At 54.3% G+C, this 17,142-nt stretch carries 12 protein-coding genes; 8 read left to right on the top strand and 4 right to left on the bottom strand.

What is annotated here, in order from left to right:
* Positions 1 to 49 precede the first annotated feature (49 nt).
* The gene (locus VN12_RS21125; protein WP_205855112.1) at positions 50 to 1,738 is read right to left on the bottom strand and encodes a sulfatase-like hydrolase/transferase; all 1,689 of its coding nucleotides are present in this window, start codon (positions 1,736 to 1,738) and stop codon (positions 50 to 52) included.
* Between the two features lie 150 nt (positions 1,739 to 1,888).
* Between VN12_RS21125 and VN12_RS21120 the strand changes: the two genes are divergently transcribed.
* From VN12_RS21120 to VN12_RS21100, 5 genes are all read left to right on the top strand, one after another.
* Positions 1,889 to 3,352 carry a DUF1501 domain-containing protein gene (locus VN12_RS21120; RefSeq protein ID WP_146678658.1) on the top strand — a complete coding sequence of 488 codons (1,464 nt, stop codon included), beginning with the start codon at positions 1,889 to 1,891 and terminating at the stop codon, positions 3,350 to 3,352.
* A gap of 548 nt (positions 3,353 to 3,900) precedes the next feature.
* Complete coding sequence (locus VN12_RS21115) at positions 3,901 to 5,988, top strand: efflux RND transporter periplasmic adaptor subunit (protein ID WP_146678657.1); 2,088 nt, start codon at positions 3,901 to 3,903, stop codon at positions 5,986 to 5,988.
* Between the two features lie 16 nt (positions 5,989 to 6,004).
* The gene (locus VN12_RS21110; protein ID WP_168164541.1) at positions 6,005 to 7,306 is read left to right on the top strand and encodes an efflux RND transporter periplasmic adaptor subunit; all 1,302 of its coding nucleotides are present in this window, start codon (positions 6,005 to 6,007) and stop codon (positions 7,304 to 7,306) included.
* Positions 7,307 to 7,401: 95 nt separating this feature from the next.
* Positions 7,402 to 9,633: a biotin/lipoyl-binding protein gene (locus VN12_RS21105; RefSeq protein WP_315850176.1), complete on the top strand. Its 2,232-nt coding sequence runs from the start codon at positions 7,402 to 7,404 to the stop codon at positions 9,631 to 9,633.
* 101 nt (positions 9,634 to 9,734) lie between these two features.
* Positions 9,735 to 10,070 carry a DUF3467 domain-containing protein gene (locus VN12_RS21100; RefSeq protein WP_146678655.1) on the top strand — a complete coding sequence of 112 codons (336 nt, stop codon included), beginning with the start codon at positions 9,735 to 9,737 and terminating at the stop codon, positions 10,068 to 10,070.
* Between the two features lie 103 nt (positions 10,071 to 10,173).
* Here VN12_RS21100 and VN12_RS21095 read toward each other — a convergent pair whose 3' ends face one another.
* Entirely contained in the window at positions 10,174 to 11,034 is an 861-nt protein-coding gene (locus tag VN12_RS21095) for a class I SAM-dependent methyltransferase (RefSeq protein ID WP_205855111.1), read from the bottom strand.
* Positions 11,035 to 11,228: 194 nt separating this feature from the next.
* Here VN12_RS21095 and ilvN point away from each other — a divergent pair, with 194 nt between their 5' ends.
* A complete protein-coding gene (ilvN, locus tag VN12_RS21090) occupies positions 11,229 to 11,756 on the top strand; it encodes an acetolactate synthase small subunit (RefSeq protein ID WP_146678653.1) in 528 nt (175 codons plus the stop codon).
* A 91-nt stretch (positions 11,757 to 11,847) separates the two neighbouring features.
* The gene (ilvC, locus tag VN12_RS21085) at positions 11,848 to 12,855 is read left to right on the top strand and encodes a ketol-acid reductoisomerase (protein ID WP_146678652.1); all 1,008 of its coding nucleotides are present in this window, start codon (positions 11,848 to 11,850) and stop codon (positions 12,853 to 12,855) included.
* A gap of 494 nt (positions 12,856 to 13,349) precedes the next feature.
* Here ilvC and VN12_RS21080 read toward each other — a convergent pair whose 3' ends face one another.
* Together VN12_RS21080 and VN12_RS21075 are read right to left on the bottom strand one after the other, a co-directional pair.
* Entirely contained in the window at positions 13,350 to 14,237 is an 888-nt protein-coding gene (locus VN12_RS21080; RefSeq protein ID WP_146678651.1) for a DUF1571 domain-containing protein, read from the bottom strand.
* Positions 14,238 to 14,449: 212 nt separating this feature from the next.
* Positions 14,450 to 15,676: a glycosyltransferase gene (locus tag VN12_RS21075; RefSeq protein WP_205855110.1), complete on the bottom strand. Its 1,227-nt coding sequence runs from the start codon at positions 15,674 to 15,676 to the stop codon at positions 14,450 to 14,452.
* Between the two features lie 151 nt (positions 15,677 to 15,827).
* Here VN12_RS21075 and VN12_RS21070 point away from each other — a divergent pair, with 151 nt between their 5' ends.
* Entirely contained in the window at positions 15,828 to 17,129 is a 1,302-nt protein-coding gene (locus VN12_RS21070) for a hypothetical protein (protein WP_146678649.1), read from the top strand.
* Positions 17,130 to 17,142: the final 13 nt, after the last annotated feature.

Here is a 17,142-nt window from a genome sequence, read left to right as displayed (position 1 = left end):
AGGAAGATTCAATGGGTACGTGGACTACAGGCCTGACAAAGAGCCCGTATTACTTGCCAGATTGGACGAACTCGTCGCGGGAAAGGACTCCGTTCTTATCCTTGTCGAAGCGGATGAACCGACTCGGAGCTTCCTCGGGATCGGGTTGCCCCTGCATAAATTCATCCTTGGTCAAGGAGCCGTCGCGATTGGCATCACGACGTTCGAACATGGCATTGCGGTCCTGTTTTGGTTTTCCTGATGTATTTGCGTTCTGACTGTCTGCCGCCTTGGGATCTTTCCACTGCGGCTTCGCCTCGGGATGCTTCGCTAAAAATTTCTTCATCTCCGCGAGAACATTGGTTTGTTCGGCAGCAAGGTTTTTTGACTCCAAAGGATCGGTCGCGTAGTCGTACAGTTCGTATTCGGCCGTTTCGTCCGATGCCCCCGGCTTCTTCCATTCCACCAACCGGTAACGATCGTTTCGAACGGCTCGCCCGACCACTTGTCCGACCCCCGGAGCGTTGCGAGGATAGACGTGGATGACGTGATCGCGAGCCATCTGCCGAGGATTATCGAGAATGGCTGCGAAACTCTTCCCATCGATACCCTCCGGTGCGGGAAGTCCAGCCAGCTCAGCCAGCGTGGGATAGATATCGACCGTCTCGACCAACGAGTTCGTGCGCACGCCTTGCTTTTTCCCAGGAGCCGAGATGAGTAGCGGGATACGAGCTGCCTGCTCATAGTTCGTGTGTTTGCACCACATTCCATGATCGCCAAGATGCCATCCGTGATCCCCCCAAAGAACGACAATGGTGCTCTGGCTTAACCCCGAACGTTCCAGTTCCGCCAACACCTTTCCGACTTGAGCATCCATGTAGCTCGCAGCAGCATAATAACCATGGATCAACGTCCGTTGGGTAGATTCATCAATCGCGCCTTGTCCTGGCATATCTTTGTATCCCCGCAATTCACCCCCAAATTGCGGAGCGTACGCAGGCGCCCCCTCCGGAGCCGTCGTCCGTTTCGCAAGCTGAATTTGGGTGGGATCGATCAAGTCCCAATACTTCTTCGGTGCAACGAATGGCAAATGCGGTTTCAGAAAACCGACGGCCATAAAGAAAGGCTGATCGGGAGCCTCCGAAGCCTTTTGCAATCGCGTTACTGCTTCTGTGGCAATCTTGCCATCGCCATAAAATTCGTCCGGCACATCGGCCGATTCGAAAGCGGCGCCTCTGGGTCCATTTTTGCTCGAGCGAGCCCCTTCGGTGCTTTCGGGGAGTGCATAGTTGCTCCCTTTGGGACGAAACGAGGGGACGCTCCACGTGCGAGCGTCGTCATGATTCCCGTGTCCGACATGAAAGATCTTTCCCATTCCTTCAGTCTTGTACCCGAACTTTTGAAAATACTCGCCGAGCGTAACCGCGTCGGGCGCCGTCTTTCGAAAATGGGTTTCCAAGTCGTATATCCCTAGGGACTGCGGTCGCAAGCTACACATGAGCGCATTGCGGGAGGGGGAACAAACCGCCTGGTTGCAGTAGGCTTTTTCGAACAAGACACCTCGTTGAGCAAGCCCATCGAGGTTGGGGGTTTTGGCAAGGCCGTCGCCATAGCAACCGAGGATTGGTTTCAAGTCATCGACGCAGATCAACAGCACGTTTTTCTTCGCCGCCACCCGACTTTCCGTCCGCTCGGCCCTGGCCGCAGCGGGGCATATCATCCATAGCGTCAGCCCAATCAAAATTCGAAGTCGGATCATCGGGAACCCCGTGCGAAGGGAGAGGTCGAAACGGTGCATAAGCAGGCCACCAGAATTGTGGAGCATTGTAGCAGAACGCTCGCCCGATCGAAGCTATAATTGACTCCGACTGCGTTCCCTCCGCTAACGACTCGATGTCCCCATCCGATCATGATTCCTGCCTTGCCCCCATCCGACCCGACATTGCGACGACAGTTCTTTCAAGGTGCAGGGGTTCGTCTAGGGGGCTTGGCGCTCGCCTCGCTTTTCGGTTCTTCGACGAGCCGCGGCAGTGACACGGGTCGTGTTCATCCACCCTTGCCCGGCATTCCCCATTTTCCACCGAAGGCCAAGTCGATCATTTACCTCCACATGAATGGAGGCCCCTCGCAGATCGACATGTGGGATTACAAACCTGCCTTGACCGAGCAGTTCGACAAGGACTTGCCAGACTCCATCCGCCAAGGTCAAAGGATCACCACAATGACCAGCGGGCAAGCTAGGCTTCCCGTCGCGCCGAGCAAGTTCAAGTTCACGCAGCATGGAGAAAGCGGAAGATGGGTAAGCGAGTTGCTTCCGTTCACCTCCAAACTTGTCGATGACATGGCGGTGATCAAATCTGTTCATACCAACGCTATCAATCACGATCCCGCCTGCACGTTTGTCATGACTGGAAACGAAGTACCTGGCAAAGCGAGTCTCGGCTCCTGGTTGTCGTATGGATTGGGGAGTGAGAGCAACGATCTACCTGCGTTTGTCGTGTTGACGCCTACTTGGAGTTCGACGGCGGCAGCCCAAGCCTTGTTCACCCGCATGTGGTCGAGCGGGTTTTTGTCGACCAAATACACTGGGGTCGCTCTTCGCAGCAGTGGTGATCCAGTCCTTTATTTGCCGAATCCCGATGGGGTCCGCCCCGAAGATCGCAAGGTCATGCTCGAGGCGCTGAAGTCGATGAACTTAGAGCGCCATCAAGCCATGCAAGATCCCGAAATATTGACCCGCATCGCGCAATACGAGATGGCCTTCCGGATGCAGACCAGCGTTCCCGAGTTGGTAGACATCCGCAATGAACCCGCGTCCGTTCTGGATCTTTATGGCCCCGAAGTGACCAAGCCCGGGACGTTTGCGTCCAGTGCGTTGCTCGCGCGACGGCTTGTCGAGCGTGGGGTCCGTGTAGTACAGCTGCTTCATCGGGGATGGGATCAACACGGTAACATCGCCAACGATCTTCCTGCCCAATGCCGTGATACCGATCAAGCGTGCGCGGCCCTTCTAACGGATCTCAAACAACGTGGGTTACTCGACTCCACACTCGTTGTCTGGGGAGGGGAATTCGGCCGCACGGTGTATTGCCAAGGGGGTTTGACCCGCGAGAACTACGGACGCGATCACCATCCCAAGTGCTTCACCATGTGGATGGCAGGTGGCGGAATCAAAGGTGGGATCGAGTACGGCAAGACCGACGATTACAGCTATAACGTCGTCGAGAATCCCGTCCACGTTAATGACTTGAACGCCACGATCCTGAATTGCATGGGGATCGATCACGAGCGGTTTGTATTTCCATTTCAAGGACTGGAACAGAAGCTGACGGGGGTCGAACCGCAACGCGTCCTCAGCGAGCTTCTCGCCTAAGAGCCCCAGATCGTCGCATGGCATCAGCTGCTTGGCCCCAGGCTCGAGGCGGACAGAGGTCCAAGCGAACGGGGCTCGAAAGGCCCCAGGTGGCCGAGCGATCGACTCGGACCGCAGCCAGGATCGTCGACCGGCACGTTGTGCATACCGCACATTCAAAGTGTCTGCTGGCGCGCGGCGGCAAGTTACGAGGTAAGTTGTTGGATACCTCCCGTCCCCCTGCGTCCCCGTGGGACCAGTTAGCCCCGTTCGGTTTCGCCCGGTTCGGTTTTAGCTAGCAGGGAACCATTTCGCAGAACGCGTAATCTAACAGGTCATGTTAATTGGAAATCTTCGCCCATCCTCACCAATCGGAATCTGTGGAAAAGGGATTTTGGATTCTGAGACCAGTTGTTCCGTTTGGAGCTTTTGCAACGATATCGTTGTCTCTATCTTTGAGCTTATGCGCTAAGGGCATGCGATAAGGTCTGAAGGTGCTGTGTATTATGTTCGATGCATGGATGTCGAACTCTTGGATTCCGTTTCCTTCTTTTTCCTAGACTATTCCTATGTCTTCCGCCACATCGGACGAGAATGTCGAACAGACTAAACGGCGAATACGGAATCTGGTTAGCGAGATAACCGAGCTTTCGAAATCCGACTTGAAGGCGGGTGACTACTATCCTGCCGTCCTCCAAAAGATCATTGCGGCCCTAGCGGCCGAAGGCGGAGCGGTCTGGGTGATCGACCAAGACGGTGCGATGAGGTTGGCCCATCAGATCCAGCTCGATCCGCATCTCATGCAGCCCGATCGCCCTGAGGCGATTCAACACGGCAGGCTCCTTTCCAGGCTGATTTCCCAGGGCCGCGCCGAGTTGGTACCTCCGCAATCGGGGTCTGGCGATCCGGAGGGAGAAGCCAACCCGACCCCCCATTTGCTCGTCACGGCGCCGCTCATCGCAAACAAGCAGCCGGTGGGATTGTTGGAAATCCTGCAGCGAGCCAATTCTCCTGCCGAGGCGCAGCGGGGGTACCTTCGCTTCTTGGAACACATGACCAAGCTGATTGGGGATTGGCATCAAAGCCACACCCTCCAGCAGGTTTCCACGCGTCAGGAGATGTGGCAGCAGTCGGATCAATTTGCGAGATTGGTCCATGACAATCTCGACATGCGGGACACGGCCTACACCATTGCCAACGAGGGGCGACGATTGATCGAATGCGATCGAGTGAGCGTAGCCGTATTGAAAGGTGGCAAAGCCAAGGTGGTGGCGATCTCCGGCCAAGACTCCATTGAATCGCGTTCCAACATCGTCCAATCCCTCAACAACCTTGCGACACGCGTGGTCAAGAGTGGAGAGTCCTTGTGGTACGATGGCTCCACGGAGGATCTTCCACCACAGCTCGAGGAAGCCATCGAGGACTACGTCGATCTTTCACACGGGCGGACCGTCACGGTCCTTCCGATCCGTCAGCCGGAACGTAAAACCGAAGGGGATGTGCTCGCGGCGAGAAATGAAACCAGCGAGACGCGTCAAAGGCGAGAAATCATCGGCGCCTTGATCGTCGAGCAAATCGAAACCCAGCTATCCAAGCCTGTGCTGGAAGGGCGTGTCGATTTGGTCTATGAGCATGCTTGCCGCGCGATGTCGAACTCGCTGGCGCATAGCAATATTTTGTTTATGCCCGTTTGGCGATTCCTCGATCGCGCGTTGTGGATGTTCCGAGGTTCGGCCCTTCCCAAAACGCTGGGAATTATCGGCGTGATCGCCATCGCGATGATTGCAACGTTCATCGTGCAAATCGACTTCAAACTCAAAGGGAATGGCGAGTTAAAACCTACGGAAGAAAAGCATGTGTTTGCGCATGCCAATGGGAACGTCGAAGAAGTCTACGTGCGACACGGGGACTTTGTGAAAGCGGGCCAGCCCTTGGTCCGCATGCGAGATGACGATTTGTCGAAGGAGATCGTCAATCTCGAAGACCAGATCATGCAAGCTGCCCAACGGGTCGAGAACCGAACCCGAACCTTGACCCTCGATTCCTCGATTTTGACTCCCTCGGAGCGCGAACGACTCACGCAGGAGAAAATCGAAGCCGAGACGACTCTCAAAGGTCTTGAAACCCAGTTGCAGCTCGCGCGGCAAATGGAAGCCAAGATGGTGCGAACAAGCCCGATCGATGGAGTCGTCATGACTTGGGATGTCGAGCGAATGCTCAACCGACGTCCTGTGGTGATGGGGCAGGTCTTGATGACGATCGCCGACAAGGAAAAGGACTGGGAGGTCGAAGTCCTTTTGCCAGAGAAGAGGATGAGCTACCTGCTACAGGCATTCGAAGACGAGATTGCCAAGACACCCGGTCTCACCAATCCACAGCAGCTCGTTCTCCCCGTCGATTTTATCATGATGACGGATCCCTCGAAGAGCTACTCCGGCAAACTTTCGTATGCAGGCGTAAGCGGACGAGCCGAACTCAACGCCGAAGATGGTCCCGTTGTCAAGCTTCGGTGCAATCCCGATCCAGAGTCCCTCCGTGCTCTCAGTCGCAATCCGGGGGCCCGCGTTATCGCGAAGGTCAAAGCTGGCCGTCGGAGCGCAGCGTTCGTATGGTTCCATGAAGTCGTTGAGTGGGTCCGAGCTTATCTCTTGTTCTAACGCACAGAATATCGATATGAAGAAGTCAATTTGGGTTGCATGTGCTACGGTTGCTATCGTAGGCGGACTCGCTTTTGCGATCCCGAGCGTTCGCAATTGGATCGATCAAGCGGTACCCTCTCTCGGCATCAACGGTTATCGCGCAGGGAACGATTCACAGAACGATCCCCTGACAGGCCAACCGTCGACTCTCGCGTCGAACAGCAATACCTCCGAGCCTATCGCATCCGGGTTTCCCTCGGGGAGCACGAGTGCGACCGAAGCTCCTTTGCTCGTCAACATCGACCCGAGCAATCCTACTCCCCTCGGCTCCGGCAATCTGCCTCCATCTGAACCGCCCATCGTCCTCGCGCAGGCTCTTCAATCGAACGATGTCCTGTTGCCAGGTGCATCCGATCTCGGTTCACTCCCCAGTGCTCCTGTCGGGCTCCCTCAAGGCAGCGTTCTGCCGAGCAACGCAGTCCCCTCGAGTGGCATCGGTGTTCCGCCTGCCGTCCCAAGTGGTATTCTGCTCGTTCCGATTGCTTCGCTCACCTTCGTACGAGATATCGATGTCGCTGCGCAAGCGGATGGAATCATTACGCAAATGCATGTCGACGAGGGCAAGGCAGTCAAGCAGGGAGATCCGATGATCGAATTGGATACTCGGATCGCTTTGGCTGAAATCATCGTGCAAACCAAAGAGCTAGAGCAGGCCAAACTCAAGGCCGGCGACCAAAGTCAGATCTTGTATTCCGAAGCAGCGTTTGAAGTCGCGAAGAATGAAGTGGAGATTTCTGACAAGCTTTACCGCGACCGTGCTGAAGATCTCAGCACCAATCAGAAAAAGAAACTGGAGCTCAAAAAGGCGGAGTTGCAGATCAATGTGTCCAAGATCGAACACGCCAAGGACAAGGCCGCGGTCGGCGTCTCCGAAGCCAAGCTGGAAGCCGCCAGCGTTCAAACCGCATTGCGAAACATCAATGCCCACTGGGATGGATTGGTAAGCGATGTGAAAAAGGAACAGTTCGATTATGTGCGAGCAGGGGAAGTCATCCTTCGGCTCACCGACATGTCCAAGATTCGCGTCAACGGCCAAGTCCGCGTCAATATCCCCCCTCACTTGCTCCTCAACTCGAAGGCCCGGGTGTCGGTCCAAATCGCCCCCGGAGTCAAGCACGACGTAGATGGCATCGTAGGATTTGTCGCACCTCGAGCGAGCGAACCAGACACGTATCGAATGTGGGTCGAGATCGACAATGTGCGATTGCCAGACGGTCAATTCTTAATGCGAGAAGGGATGAAGGCGACCATTGAAATCGCCTCTCCAACTCGATAATCCCTAAAAGCATCTTGGTTTGCGATCCCTCTTCAAAGCTCGTTGATACCAAGCGAATCAGACACTAGAGAGACGGCTACACATCTATGACAACGATGGCAGATTCCTTGGTCAACAGCGCGATGCGGCCGCTCAAGCTGCGCCGTCGACCGGACCTGGAATCCCGTCGACACAAATACCACGGCCGTTCGTACTGGGTCGTCAAGGAACCGGTTGGACTGAACTACTTCCGATTCCACGATGAAGAATTCGCCATTTTGAACATGCTCGATGGCGAGACCAGTCTTCAACAGATCAAAGACGATTTTCAAGCCCAATTCGCTCCTCAACGGATTTCTTTGCAAGACCTGCAACAGTTTGTCGGAATGTTGCACCGAAGTGGGCTTGTGATTTCTCACTCAGGTGGGCAAGGCCGACAGCTTCGACGGCGTGGGGATCAAAAGAAAAAGAAAGAACAACTTGGCAAGCTCGCGAACATCTTCGCGATTCGATTCCGAGGCATCGACCCGGAACACATTCTCAACCGACTTCTTCCGTGGTTTGGCTGGATTTTTACGACTTGGTGTTTGATTGCCGTTGCCGTGATGGGGCTCGCCGCTATCACGCTCGTCTTGGTGAACTACCACGAATTCAAGACCAAGCTACCGACGTTCCAGCAGTTCTTCTCGGCCAATAACTGGATCTGGCTCGGAATCACCATGGGGTGCGTGAAAATTCTACACGAGTTTGGACACGGTTTGAGTTGTAAGAAATTCGGAGGAGAGTGCCATGAGATGGGAGCGATGCTTCTGGTCTTCACTCCGTGCTTGTATTGCAACGTCTCCGATTCCTGGATGTTACCGAACAAGTGGCAGCGGGTATTTATCGGCGCTGCGGGCATGTATGTCGAATTGATCCTGGCTTCCATCGCCACCTTCCTTTGGTGGTTCAGCGAAGACGGAATGTTCAATTTCCTCTGTTTGAGCGTGATGTTTATATGCTCGGTCAGCACTGTCGTATTCAACGGTAATCCGTTGCTACGATTTGACGGTTACTACATTCTCATGGACTTTTTGGAGATCCCCAATCTTCGCCAGAAAGCGAATGAGATTCTCAAGCGTTGGTTCCAAAAGAATTGCTTGGGACTCGAGTTGCAAGAGAATCCCTTTTTGCCGACCAAGAACCGGTTCCTGTTCGGGGTCTTCACCGTCGCTTCGTCGATTTATCGATGGGTGGTCGCGTTCGGGATCATCTTGTTCCTGAATCAGGTTCTCAAACCGTATGGTCTTCAATCCCTTGGACGCGCGTTCGCAGTAGCAGGGGTCGCAGGGATGATCGTGCCAGGATTGATCGCCACCATCAAGTTTTTCAGAACACCAGGGAGAGCCTCGAAAATGAAACGGGCGAACGTCTTAACGAGTCTGTTGATTGCGACCGCCATCCTTTCGGTATTCTGCTTTTTCCCATTCCCTTTTCACGTCAATGGCTCAGTGGAAACGCAGCCCAAAGACGGCCGAGAGGTGCATGCCATTGTTCCTGGCAAACTGGTGCGATGGCACAAGAAACCCGGGGACAGGGTGCAAGCAGGGGAGCCGATTTGCGATTTGGAGAATATCCAACTGCAACTTCAACTGCAGGAATCGATCACCAAACGCGATCTTGCTAAACAACGCCTCGACCAAATCCGCTATGTCGCCAGCTCCAATCCCGCGCTCGCCTTGACCGCCGCGGAAGAAGAGAAAGCATTAATGACCGCCGAAGGAACGGTGCAGGAACTGGGATATAAACTGCAACGACTCCGAGTCGTCAGTCCGATTGACGGCATCCTATTTCAACCCCCAGAGAAGTCGATCAACAAACAGTCGCAAGCTCAGGAGCAACTTCCTTCTTGGCATGGAAACCCGTTTCAAGCAAGCAATTCCGAGGCGGTCTTCAGCGAGGGTGACTTGCTCTGCATCGTCGCACCCACCAACGAAATGGAAGGCGTATTGGTGATCGACCAGCACGATCGAAACTTGGTCAAAGTCGGTGACCAAGTCGAGTTGATGTTCGATGCGGCGAAGCTGCAGTCGTTCTACGGGAAAATTGCGAGCTTCTCCCAATCCGAAATGAAGGAAACATCGGCCAGCCTATCCACCCAGACCGGGGGTTCGCTCGATACGAAGACCGATGAATCCGGAAGAACTTTGCCCATGAGTACATCGTATCAGGCAAAAGTTTACTTTGACCGAGAGAACATTCCCGTGGGGGGCGGATACCGTGGAAAAGCGAATGTCCACTTAGCGTGGAAGTCCCTGGGATGGCGGTTGTATCGATACGCCGTGAAGACGTTTAACTTTGAATTCTAAGCCAAATTCCGCGCACGCTGCGAGTCGCGTGGTAGAGTGATGTTAACTAGTGAGAGCTAAAAAGCCTCGACGCCTTGTTATCGTTTTTGCAGGAGTGAACAATGTCGACCGAAGTGGAAAACACCGAAACATCCGAGGGCGCGCGTCCGCAAGCCCAGCCAGTACAGGTTCAAGTGAAGGACGAAGACGCGATTGCATGTTACGCAAACTTCTGCCGCGTCACCGGCTCTCCTGAAGAACTAATCGTTGATTTTGGTCTCAACCCACAGCCGGTTGGGATTCCAAAGGATCCGATCGTTGTCAAACAGCGAATCATCATGAATTTCTTCACCGCCAAACGATTGTTGGCTGCTTTGCAAATGTCCGTTCAACGACACGAAGCCGTCTTCGGTGTCTTGGAAACCGATATTCAGAAGCGGCTTCGCGTTCAGCAGTAGTCTTCCCGGCTTCACGACGCCCAACGCCCGTCCTCGTCTGCCCACTCTCCGTGAATTGGCAAATCCAAAAAACCCGCTAGTCCCCTGGCGGGTTTTTTCGTTTCTACCATTCAAATAAGCTCGCATAGCCGCAATCCAGCGTGCGCCCTTCCGAATCCTCGAGACCAGCCTGTTGGATCCTGTTCTTCTCAACCCGACGCATCCCATGAGCGGCGCCGAGAGATCTAGCTAGCTCGCGCAAACGGATATCGGGCGAATGGCCGCACAGCAACGCGAAGCCCCTTTCCTCGTCGAGAAGCTTCCAACATTGGTGAAGCAATGGGAGTAAATCCCGATGAATCTGCCACCGTTCGGCTTGCGTCCCATGCCCGAAACTGGGCGGATCCAAAATGAGTCCGCAGTAGCGATTTCCCCGTCGTACCTCTCGGTCGACGAATTTGACCGCGTCGTCCACGATCCAGCGAACGGGTCGATCCTTCAAACCGGAAAGCTCCCCATTCTCGCGGGCCCACGCGACCGTCGGGCGAGACGCGTCGACATGGGTTACGTGGAAGCCTCTGGCGGCGAGCGCCAACGTCGTCGCCCCGGTGTAGGCGAATAAGTGCAGAACACGCGGTTGGGGTAAATGAGGTTCCGACAGTCGGACGTACTGCTCCTGGAACCAAGGCCAATGAGTCCAATGTTCTGGAAAAATCCCAACCTGCCCGGCTGCGGTTGGTTTGAATCGAAGGGTAACCGAGTCAACCGTCCCCTTCCAATTCTCCCAATCCATCCGACGACTGCATGAGCTCAGATAATGCCAGCCTTGATCCCGGTAAGCGAGATCGACTTTTTCCCAAAGGGGTGAACCCCCCAGGGGGTCAGTGGCTCCTGGAGAGGGTCTCTCCACGACCAATCCCCCTATCTTCTCAAGCTTTTTGCCTTCGCCGAAGTCGATGAGCTGGTAGATGGCTTCGGAATTCACGTTGAAAAAGGAAACGACCAAGTCGTTCGGTAATTGAGGAGAAGACGAACCGGTATGCACCTTGAGAAAACAAGGAATTGAACTATCATTCTCTCCCTTGATGAAAGATGCAATGGGTCGCAGTCCTAGTGACTTGCAGATTGGCGATCCGACTTTCGAATCACGAGCGAGTCACCCTACGATCAAGAACTGGAATGCGGCACGTACTCTCCGCGGTTGTACAAAACGTTCCCGGCGTCTTGGCCCACATCTCTGGCATGTTGGCTTCGCGCGGTTACAACATCGAGTCCCTCGCCGTTGGCGAAACCGAGAATAAGAATCTTTCTCGTATGACGTTTGTCGTCGTCGGGGATAATCGTGTGTCGGAACAAGTGCGAAAGCAGTTGGAAAAGATCGTCACGGTTGTCGGGGTTCAAGACATCTCGTCGCGCGACTACGTCGAACGAGATCTCATGCTCGTCAAGGTCCACGCTCCTACCGGTGCCGTGAGGACCGAGATTCGCGAGCTCGTCGACATCTTCCGAGGGCGGGTTGTGGACGTTGGGCACGAAGAGTTGATGATCGAAATTTCGGGTCGCGAGAGCAAGATCCAGGCGTTTATCGAACGAATGCGTCCCTATGGAATCTTGGAGCTGGTCCGAACGGGACGCATCGCCATGGTCCGAGGCAGCAATCCTGACGCGGTCGCCGAGACCTTCGAAGACCACGACTCCGACGTTTAGCTCGTCACCGTTGAATTTCTTTGGTTAGCCAGCCTCGAGTCGGCTTGCACCTTCCTCCCACATTTCTCGAACACCAGATATCCAATCACTCATGGCTGCAACAATCTACTACGACAACGACGCTGATCTCTCGGTCCTCAAAGACAAGACGATTGCGATTCTTGGTTACGGCTCCCAGGGACACGCCCAAGCACAAAACCTCCGCGACAGCGGTTGCAAAGTGATCATCGGCCAACGACCTGGCAGCAAGAACTACGATTTGGCAGTCAGCCACGGCTTCAAACCTCTGGATATCGCTGAAGCGACCAAGCAAGCGGACATTATCAACATCCTGCTGCCCGATGAAGTCCAAGGGGATCTTTATCGCGCCCACATCAGGCCGAACCTATCCCAAGGGAACGTGCTCATGTGCTCCCACGGATTCAATCTCCACTTCGGACAAATCGATCCCCCACAAGGAGTCGATACGCTACTCGTAGCCCCCAAAGGCCCTGGCCACCTCGTCCGAAGCGAGTACACCAAGGGGGGCGGTGTCCCTTGTTTGATCGCCCTCGGAACAGGTGCGAGCGACACGACCAAAAAGATCGGCTTGGCCTATGCCAAAGGAATCGGCGGAACTCGCGGCGGAGTGATTGAGACCACGTTTGCGGAAGAAACCGAAACCGATTTGTTCGGCGAACAAGTCGTCCTTTGCGGTGGTGTCAGCGAACTGGTCAAGGCTGGCTTTGAGACACTGGTTGAAGCGGGCTACCAACCCGAAATGGCCTACTTTGAGTGCATGCACGAACTCAAGCTGATCGTCGACTTGCTCTACCAAGGTGGCTTGAACTACATGCGGTACAGCATCTCCAACACCGCAGAGTTCGGTGACTATACCCGCGGCCCACGCATCATCACCGCGGAAACCAAGAAGGAAATGAAGAAGATCCTCACCGAAATCCAAACCGGACAATTCGCTCGCGAATGGATTTTGGAAAACCGAGCCAACGCTCCTGCGTTCAAGGCTCAGCGCCGCATCCAACGCAAACATCAAATCGAGCAAGTAGGACAACAACTGCGAAGCTTGATGAAGTGGATCGACGCCAAGGTTGTCGACTAAAGGCATTGCTTCGCTCGCAACAACATCGCGAGACTGCCGAATGCAAGCTCCTTGGATGGGCAAATGGCCATAAAGACTACAGCCTAGGGCAACACCCTAGGCTGTTTCATTTGGTAGCCTGCGATAAACACAACGCAACGACACGTCGATCTAGTCTTCACTCGAGAACAATTCACGGGGCCCCAGAATCACATACCCCCAGACGATCGACAGGGCGATTAAACACTCCAAGCTAAACAGTGTTACGATCCAACTAACAATCCATCGGTGATTGAAAAATTGCAAAAATGAAGCGGCTAGTAGCCATAGTGCAAAAGGGGCGATGAGCGTGCCGGGTAGAGCAATAAGAATCGCAATGGCAAGACGAGCAGGAAGATGAGTGTTTCGCTTTGCCATCAATGCATCGCCCTCCGCACATAGCGTCGGAGAATTCTCAATGGAAACGAAAAAGGGGAGCCACTTGAGGCTCCCCTTTTCGGTGTTTCCAATGCGAGCTATCGCTTGTGGAAGTTGTACTCTTTGTTGTTCGGATCGAAGTCAGCATCGGTGAGACCGACATTGAACTTCAAGTCTTGGTAGGTGTACTCTTCGATCACCTCTAACTCAGCACCAGGCTTCTTGGGCCAATCGTACGCGGCGTAGCGCACAGGGATCTTCAACTGATCATCCATGAAGATTTGAGCGATGTGGAAGTCGTAGTGTGATTGCTGAATGGGGTGAGTGACTTGAATGATCGAGCACTCTCGCTTGCTCACCTTCGCACCGGGGATCAACTCGACATTGCACATGCCATGTCGCTTGTCTCGTTCCCCCCGTTCGATCAGTTTGACAACCAAATTTTCGATTCCAATGTCGGTCAATGGATAGCGTTGGCCGGCCATAGCTAGCATGCCGGTGGGAGGGAGATGGTGGGTGCCGAGCATCCGTTTCATCCCGCCTTCATGGGCAACCAGATTTCCTTCGTTTTGGTTCTCGACGAAGATTACTTCGCGACCCTTGACCGCGGCAGGCTTCAGAAACGCCAAATAAACGCTGAATGGAGTGACAATCTGATTGTTCTCCATCTTGCGATTGCGAATCTTGACGAACATGAATTCGTGTTCACCCAAAGTCGTGTTGATCCGCTCTCGCTTTACCAACACTCCCGTGTAGTCATTGAGATCGCGTTGAATCATTCCAATCGATTGGTGAGCCAGCTGGATGGCGGGATCGAGTGGGTGAGGAACGCTGTTCGGTGCTACGACTTCGTTCTTCGAAACCCGCATCACCGGTTGGGTTAGTTTCGAGGGGTCTTCCTGAGCATTGACGGCAGGCATAGCAACACCCAGCAGTCCCAGGGAGAGAATCGATTGCTTTAGCCAGCTACGTCCATGTCGCTTCATTGAATTCCTACTCCGTTACTTTTCCATCTTGAGCTTTTCGCGAGTGCAAGCCTGCACGATTTTCTTATCGAACCCACACCGAGTGCGGATGAAAAGAAAAAGGTGGAAGCGGTACAATCGGAAGCATCTCTCGATAACAGGGAAGTGTTTTCTTTGTTAAAAGGGAAGAAGTGGGCATCAACGGGACAGGAATCAAAGGATCGCTGCCCTAATCAAGCGGCTTGCCGCACCCCACCGTGGGAATGCGATTCGCGCTCGAGGCTTTCGATGGATTCCTGCGAGGCTGTGCCGCTGCGGAGCGAGACCGCGACATCTTGACCAACCAATCGCGTGTAAAGCCTTTCGAAACCACCGATCATGCGTTGGACGTGGAAGCGATCCAATGCCGAGTTCTTCGCCGCTTGCAATCGCTCGAAGCGTCGTTCGTTTTGATGCAATGCATCGAGCATGAGATTTGCCAGCATGGAAGGATCGTCCCCTCGCAGAATCCAGCCTAACTCTTTGTTTGTGTACGGATTGCGAAGGACTTCCGCGAGTCCATCGCATTCCGATGCGATCACAGGCACCCCTAGCATTTGGGCTTGGATAGCGACGAGCGAAAGGCCTTCGGAAAGGGATGGGTGAACAAATGCATCGCTTCCCGCAATCCATCGTGATGGGTCCGCCTGAAATCCTAATAGCTGAACATGCTTCTCCAACGAATACTTTCGAATCAGTTTTTCCAAGCTCCCTCGTTCTCGCCCTTCCCCACAAATTGCAACTCTGAATTCCGGAAGATGCCACCGAAGATGATGGGCCGCCTCCACCAGGCGGTGGTAGGCTTTGCAAGGAAGCAGACTCCCGACTGCGGAGAAGACGGGCACACTTTTGTCGATCCCCAACTGTTCGCAAATGCTGAATCGAGCCTCCGTCCGCTGAATGCTAGCGTTTTCGACACCTCCATGAATGACCGTCGTTCGGGACTCCGTGATACCGGACTCAATGCAGATCTTGCGAACGGCCTGCGACACACAGACGAGGGAATCTACCAGCCAGTTGTAACGTGCTGCCGATTGAATTGGAAAGGCGGTGTGCTTGACAGCGACCCGTCGGATTCGCTTTTTCCCCAGCAGTGCAATCGAACTCCAATTCACGGCGTGGGTGTCGTTTGCGTGCATGACTTGAACGCCAGAGCTCTCGCAGATCCTTCGAATACGTATAAGATCGCGAATCTTCGGTTTCCGGCTCGGAACGGAAAACTGTCGGTAACCGGCCGTCTGAATTTTGGCGGCTAGAGGGCTCGTCGGATCGGTAAACCAGACGATTTGGTGCCCGCGTTCCATAAGCCCTCGCCCGAGCGACCAAATAAATTGCTCGCCACCACCCCAAATGGTCTGGGAGGACATCAACGCAATTTTGAGTTTTTGGCCATCCATGGAAACTGCCCCGCCCTTAGTCATTGTTTTTGGATTCACTTGGGATACTACCCCTTCGTTCTCCTCAGGGTCCATAGCAAAACTCACCCCCTTCTCCCATCAACGGCCCTTGCACAGCCAATCCAAAGAATGGAGAGTATCACAGCCCCTTCCATTCGCCTCTGCTAGCTATCGAATGAAACTCCGGAAAAACATCCTTCAACCTCTCCGCATGGAATGGCATGGTTGCCCAAGCCCCCCCCTGACGCCCCTAAGTGGAGACAGATCCGTCGCCCAATTGCTCGGGTACGCGCCGCTCCATTCACTCCTTCAGCGCCCTCGCGGACTCATGCAAGCTTACGGACTGGACCGTCGCGGCAGTTTGCTGGCAAACATCTTTCGAATTGCGAATCGAACGCATGCAATCGTCGATCGCGTCGTTATCTTTGCGCCCCCCGAAATCAAGCTCGCTATCGAATCGGTTTGGAGTACCTGTTGCCAGCCGTTTTGGAACGAGCTTTCTCGCGGTGATCGCGGAAGCAAACCGAGAATCACTTTTGTCGGTCACGATCTCGACAACGATTCGATCCAAGGTGCGCTTCATATGCTGGGTACCCACCGAGACTTGCATTGTCACGATATTGCCGACCGATGGGCTATGGTGATCATGGAGCCTGACCAAGGTAGCCTGCGAAGCGATTTGGCTTTCCGTTATTTCCTACCCGCCCTTCGCCGTCAACTGGACAATGATTCCGCACGGATCGGCGAAAGTGTTGTGGCGGTGACCTCACGTAACAATCGCTGGCTGGACCGTTACAAAGGACTGGGGCTTTCTCAATACGTTGACCTCGCAGATCGCATCGGCGTTCCCGATTCGATCTCGACCGCAGCGACTCTCTTATCCGCCGCATTGCTAGGGGTGAATGTCATGGAGTTGCTCGCTGGTGCATCGGCTGGTTCGCAATGTACCGAACAATCGTTCGAGCTTTCGTGCTCCCCGATTCATCTCGCACTCGCAAACGGTTCGATCCATCCGTTTTGGAGTCCTCATCCCCGGATACTCCAACTTTGGGGCAGCAGTCTAAGGCCCATCGGTGAGTGGTATGAAACCATCGTCGACGCGTGGCTGCCGAATACTTTCGCGACGTCTCGATTCGGTTGCGAGAGCGTTGAATTTCCATCGAAAGACACCTTCGATCCCGCACAATCTCCTATTCCGTTAAGCCGATGCGTTCGGCATCATATTACCACAGGCGCATGGCGATTCGATGCGCTCGAATTGGAGCCGGGTGAAACGCTTCCTTCCAAATGGCGGAGCGAGCTGGAACTCGGCATCGAGCAGGGACAGCAATCGGCCCTCGCCCAAACCCAAATTGATCTTCCCATCATCGACGAGCTTCACGTCGGCCAACTGATGCAATGGTTTCAAATCGCGACCGCTATAGAACGATGGCTCCACGATTGCGCATTGGCCGCCGTGGAAAGCGGAGGAAATTGAGCTCCGGTTCAAG

The sequence above is a fragment of the Pirellula sp. SH-Sr6A genome (assembly GCF_001610875.1).
GTDB lineage: Bacteria > Planctomycetota > Planctomycetia > Pirellulales > Pirellulaceae > JBKCUI01.
The sequence above is the reverse complement of the archived record's forward strand: the minus strand, read 5'-3'. Positions and strand labels throughout refer to the sequence as shown.

Coding starts and splice junctions, on each gene's coding strand:
- VN12_RS21105 (WP_315850176.1), top strand. CDS start 7,402: ATGGCAGATTCCTTGGTCAACAGCGCGATGCGGCCGCTCAAGCTGCGC.
- ilvC (WP_146678652.1), top strand. CDS start 11,848: ATGGCTGCAACAATCTACTACGACAACGACGCTGATCTCTCGGTCCTC.
- VN12_RS21070 (WP_146678649.1), top strand. CDS start 15,828: ATGAAACTCCGGAAAAACATCCTTCAACCTCTCCGCATGGAATGGCAT.
- VN12_RS21080 (WP_146678651.1), bottom strand. CDS start 14,237: ATGAAGCGACATGGACGTAGCTGGCTAAAGCAATCGATTCTCTCCCTG.
- VN12_RS21120 (WP_146678658.1), top strand. CDS start 1,889: ATGATTCCTGCCTTGCCCCCATCCGACCCGACATTGCGACGACAGTTC.
- VN12_RS21110 (WP_168164541.1), top strand. CDS start 6,005: ATGAAGAAGTCAATTTGGGTTGCATGTGCTACGGTTGCTATCGTAGGC.
- VN12_RS21115 (WP_146678657.1), top strand. CDS start 3,901: ATGTCTTCCGCCACATCGGACGAGAATGTCGAACAGACTAAACGGCGA.
- VN12_RS21100 (WP_146678655.1), top strand. CDS start 9,735: ATGTCGACCGAAGTGGAAAACACCGAAACATCCGAGGGCGCGCGTCCG.
- ilvN (WP_146678653.1), top strand. CDS start 11,229: ATGCGGCACGTACTCTCCGCGGTTGTACAAAACGTTCCCGGCGTCTTG.
- VN12_RS21125 (WP_205855112.1), bottom strand. CDS start 1,738: ATGATCCGACTTCGAATTTTGATTGGGCTGACGCTATGGATGATATGC.
- VN12_RS21075 (WP_205855110.1), bottom strand. CDS start 15,676: ATGACTAAGGGCGGGGCAGTTTCCATGGATGGCCAAAAACTCAAAATT.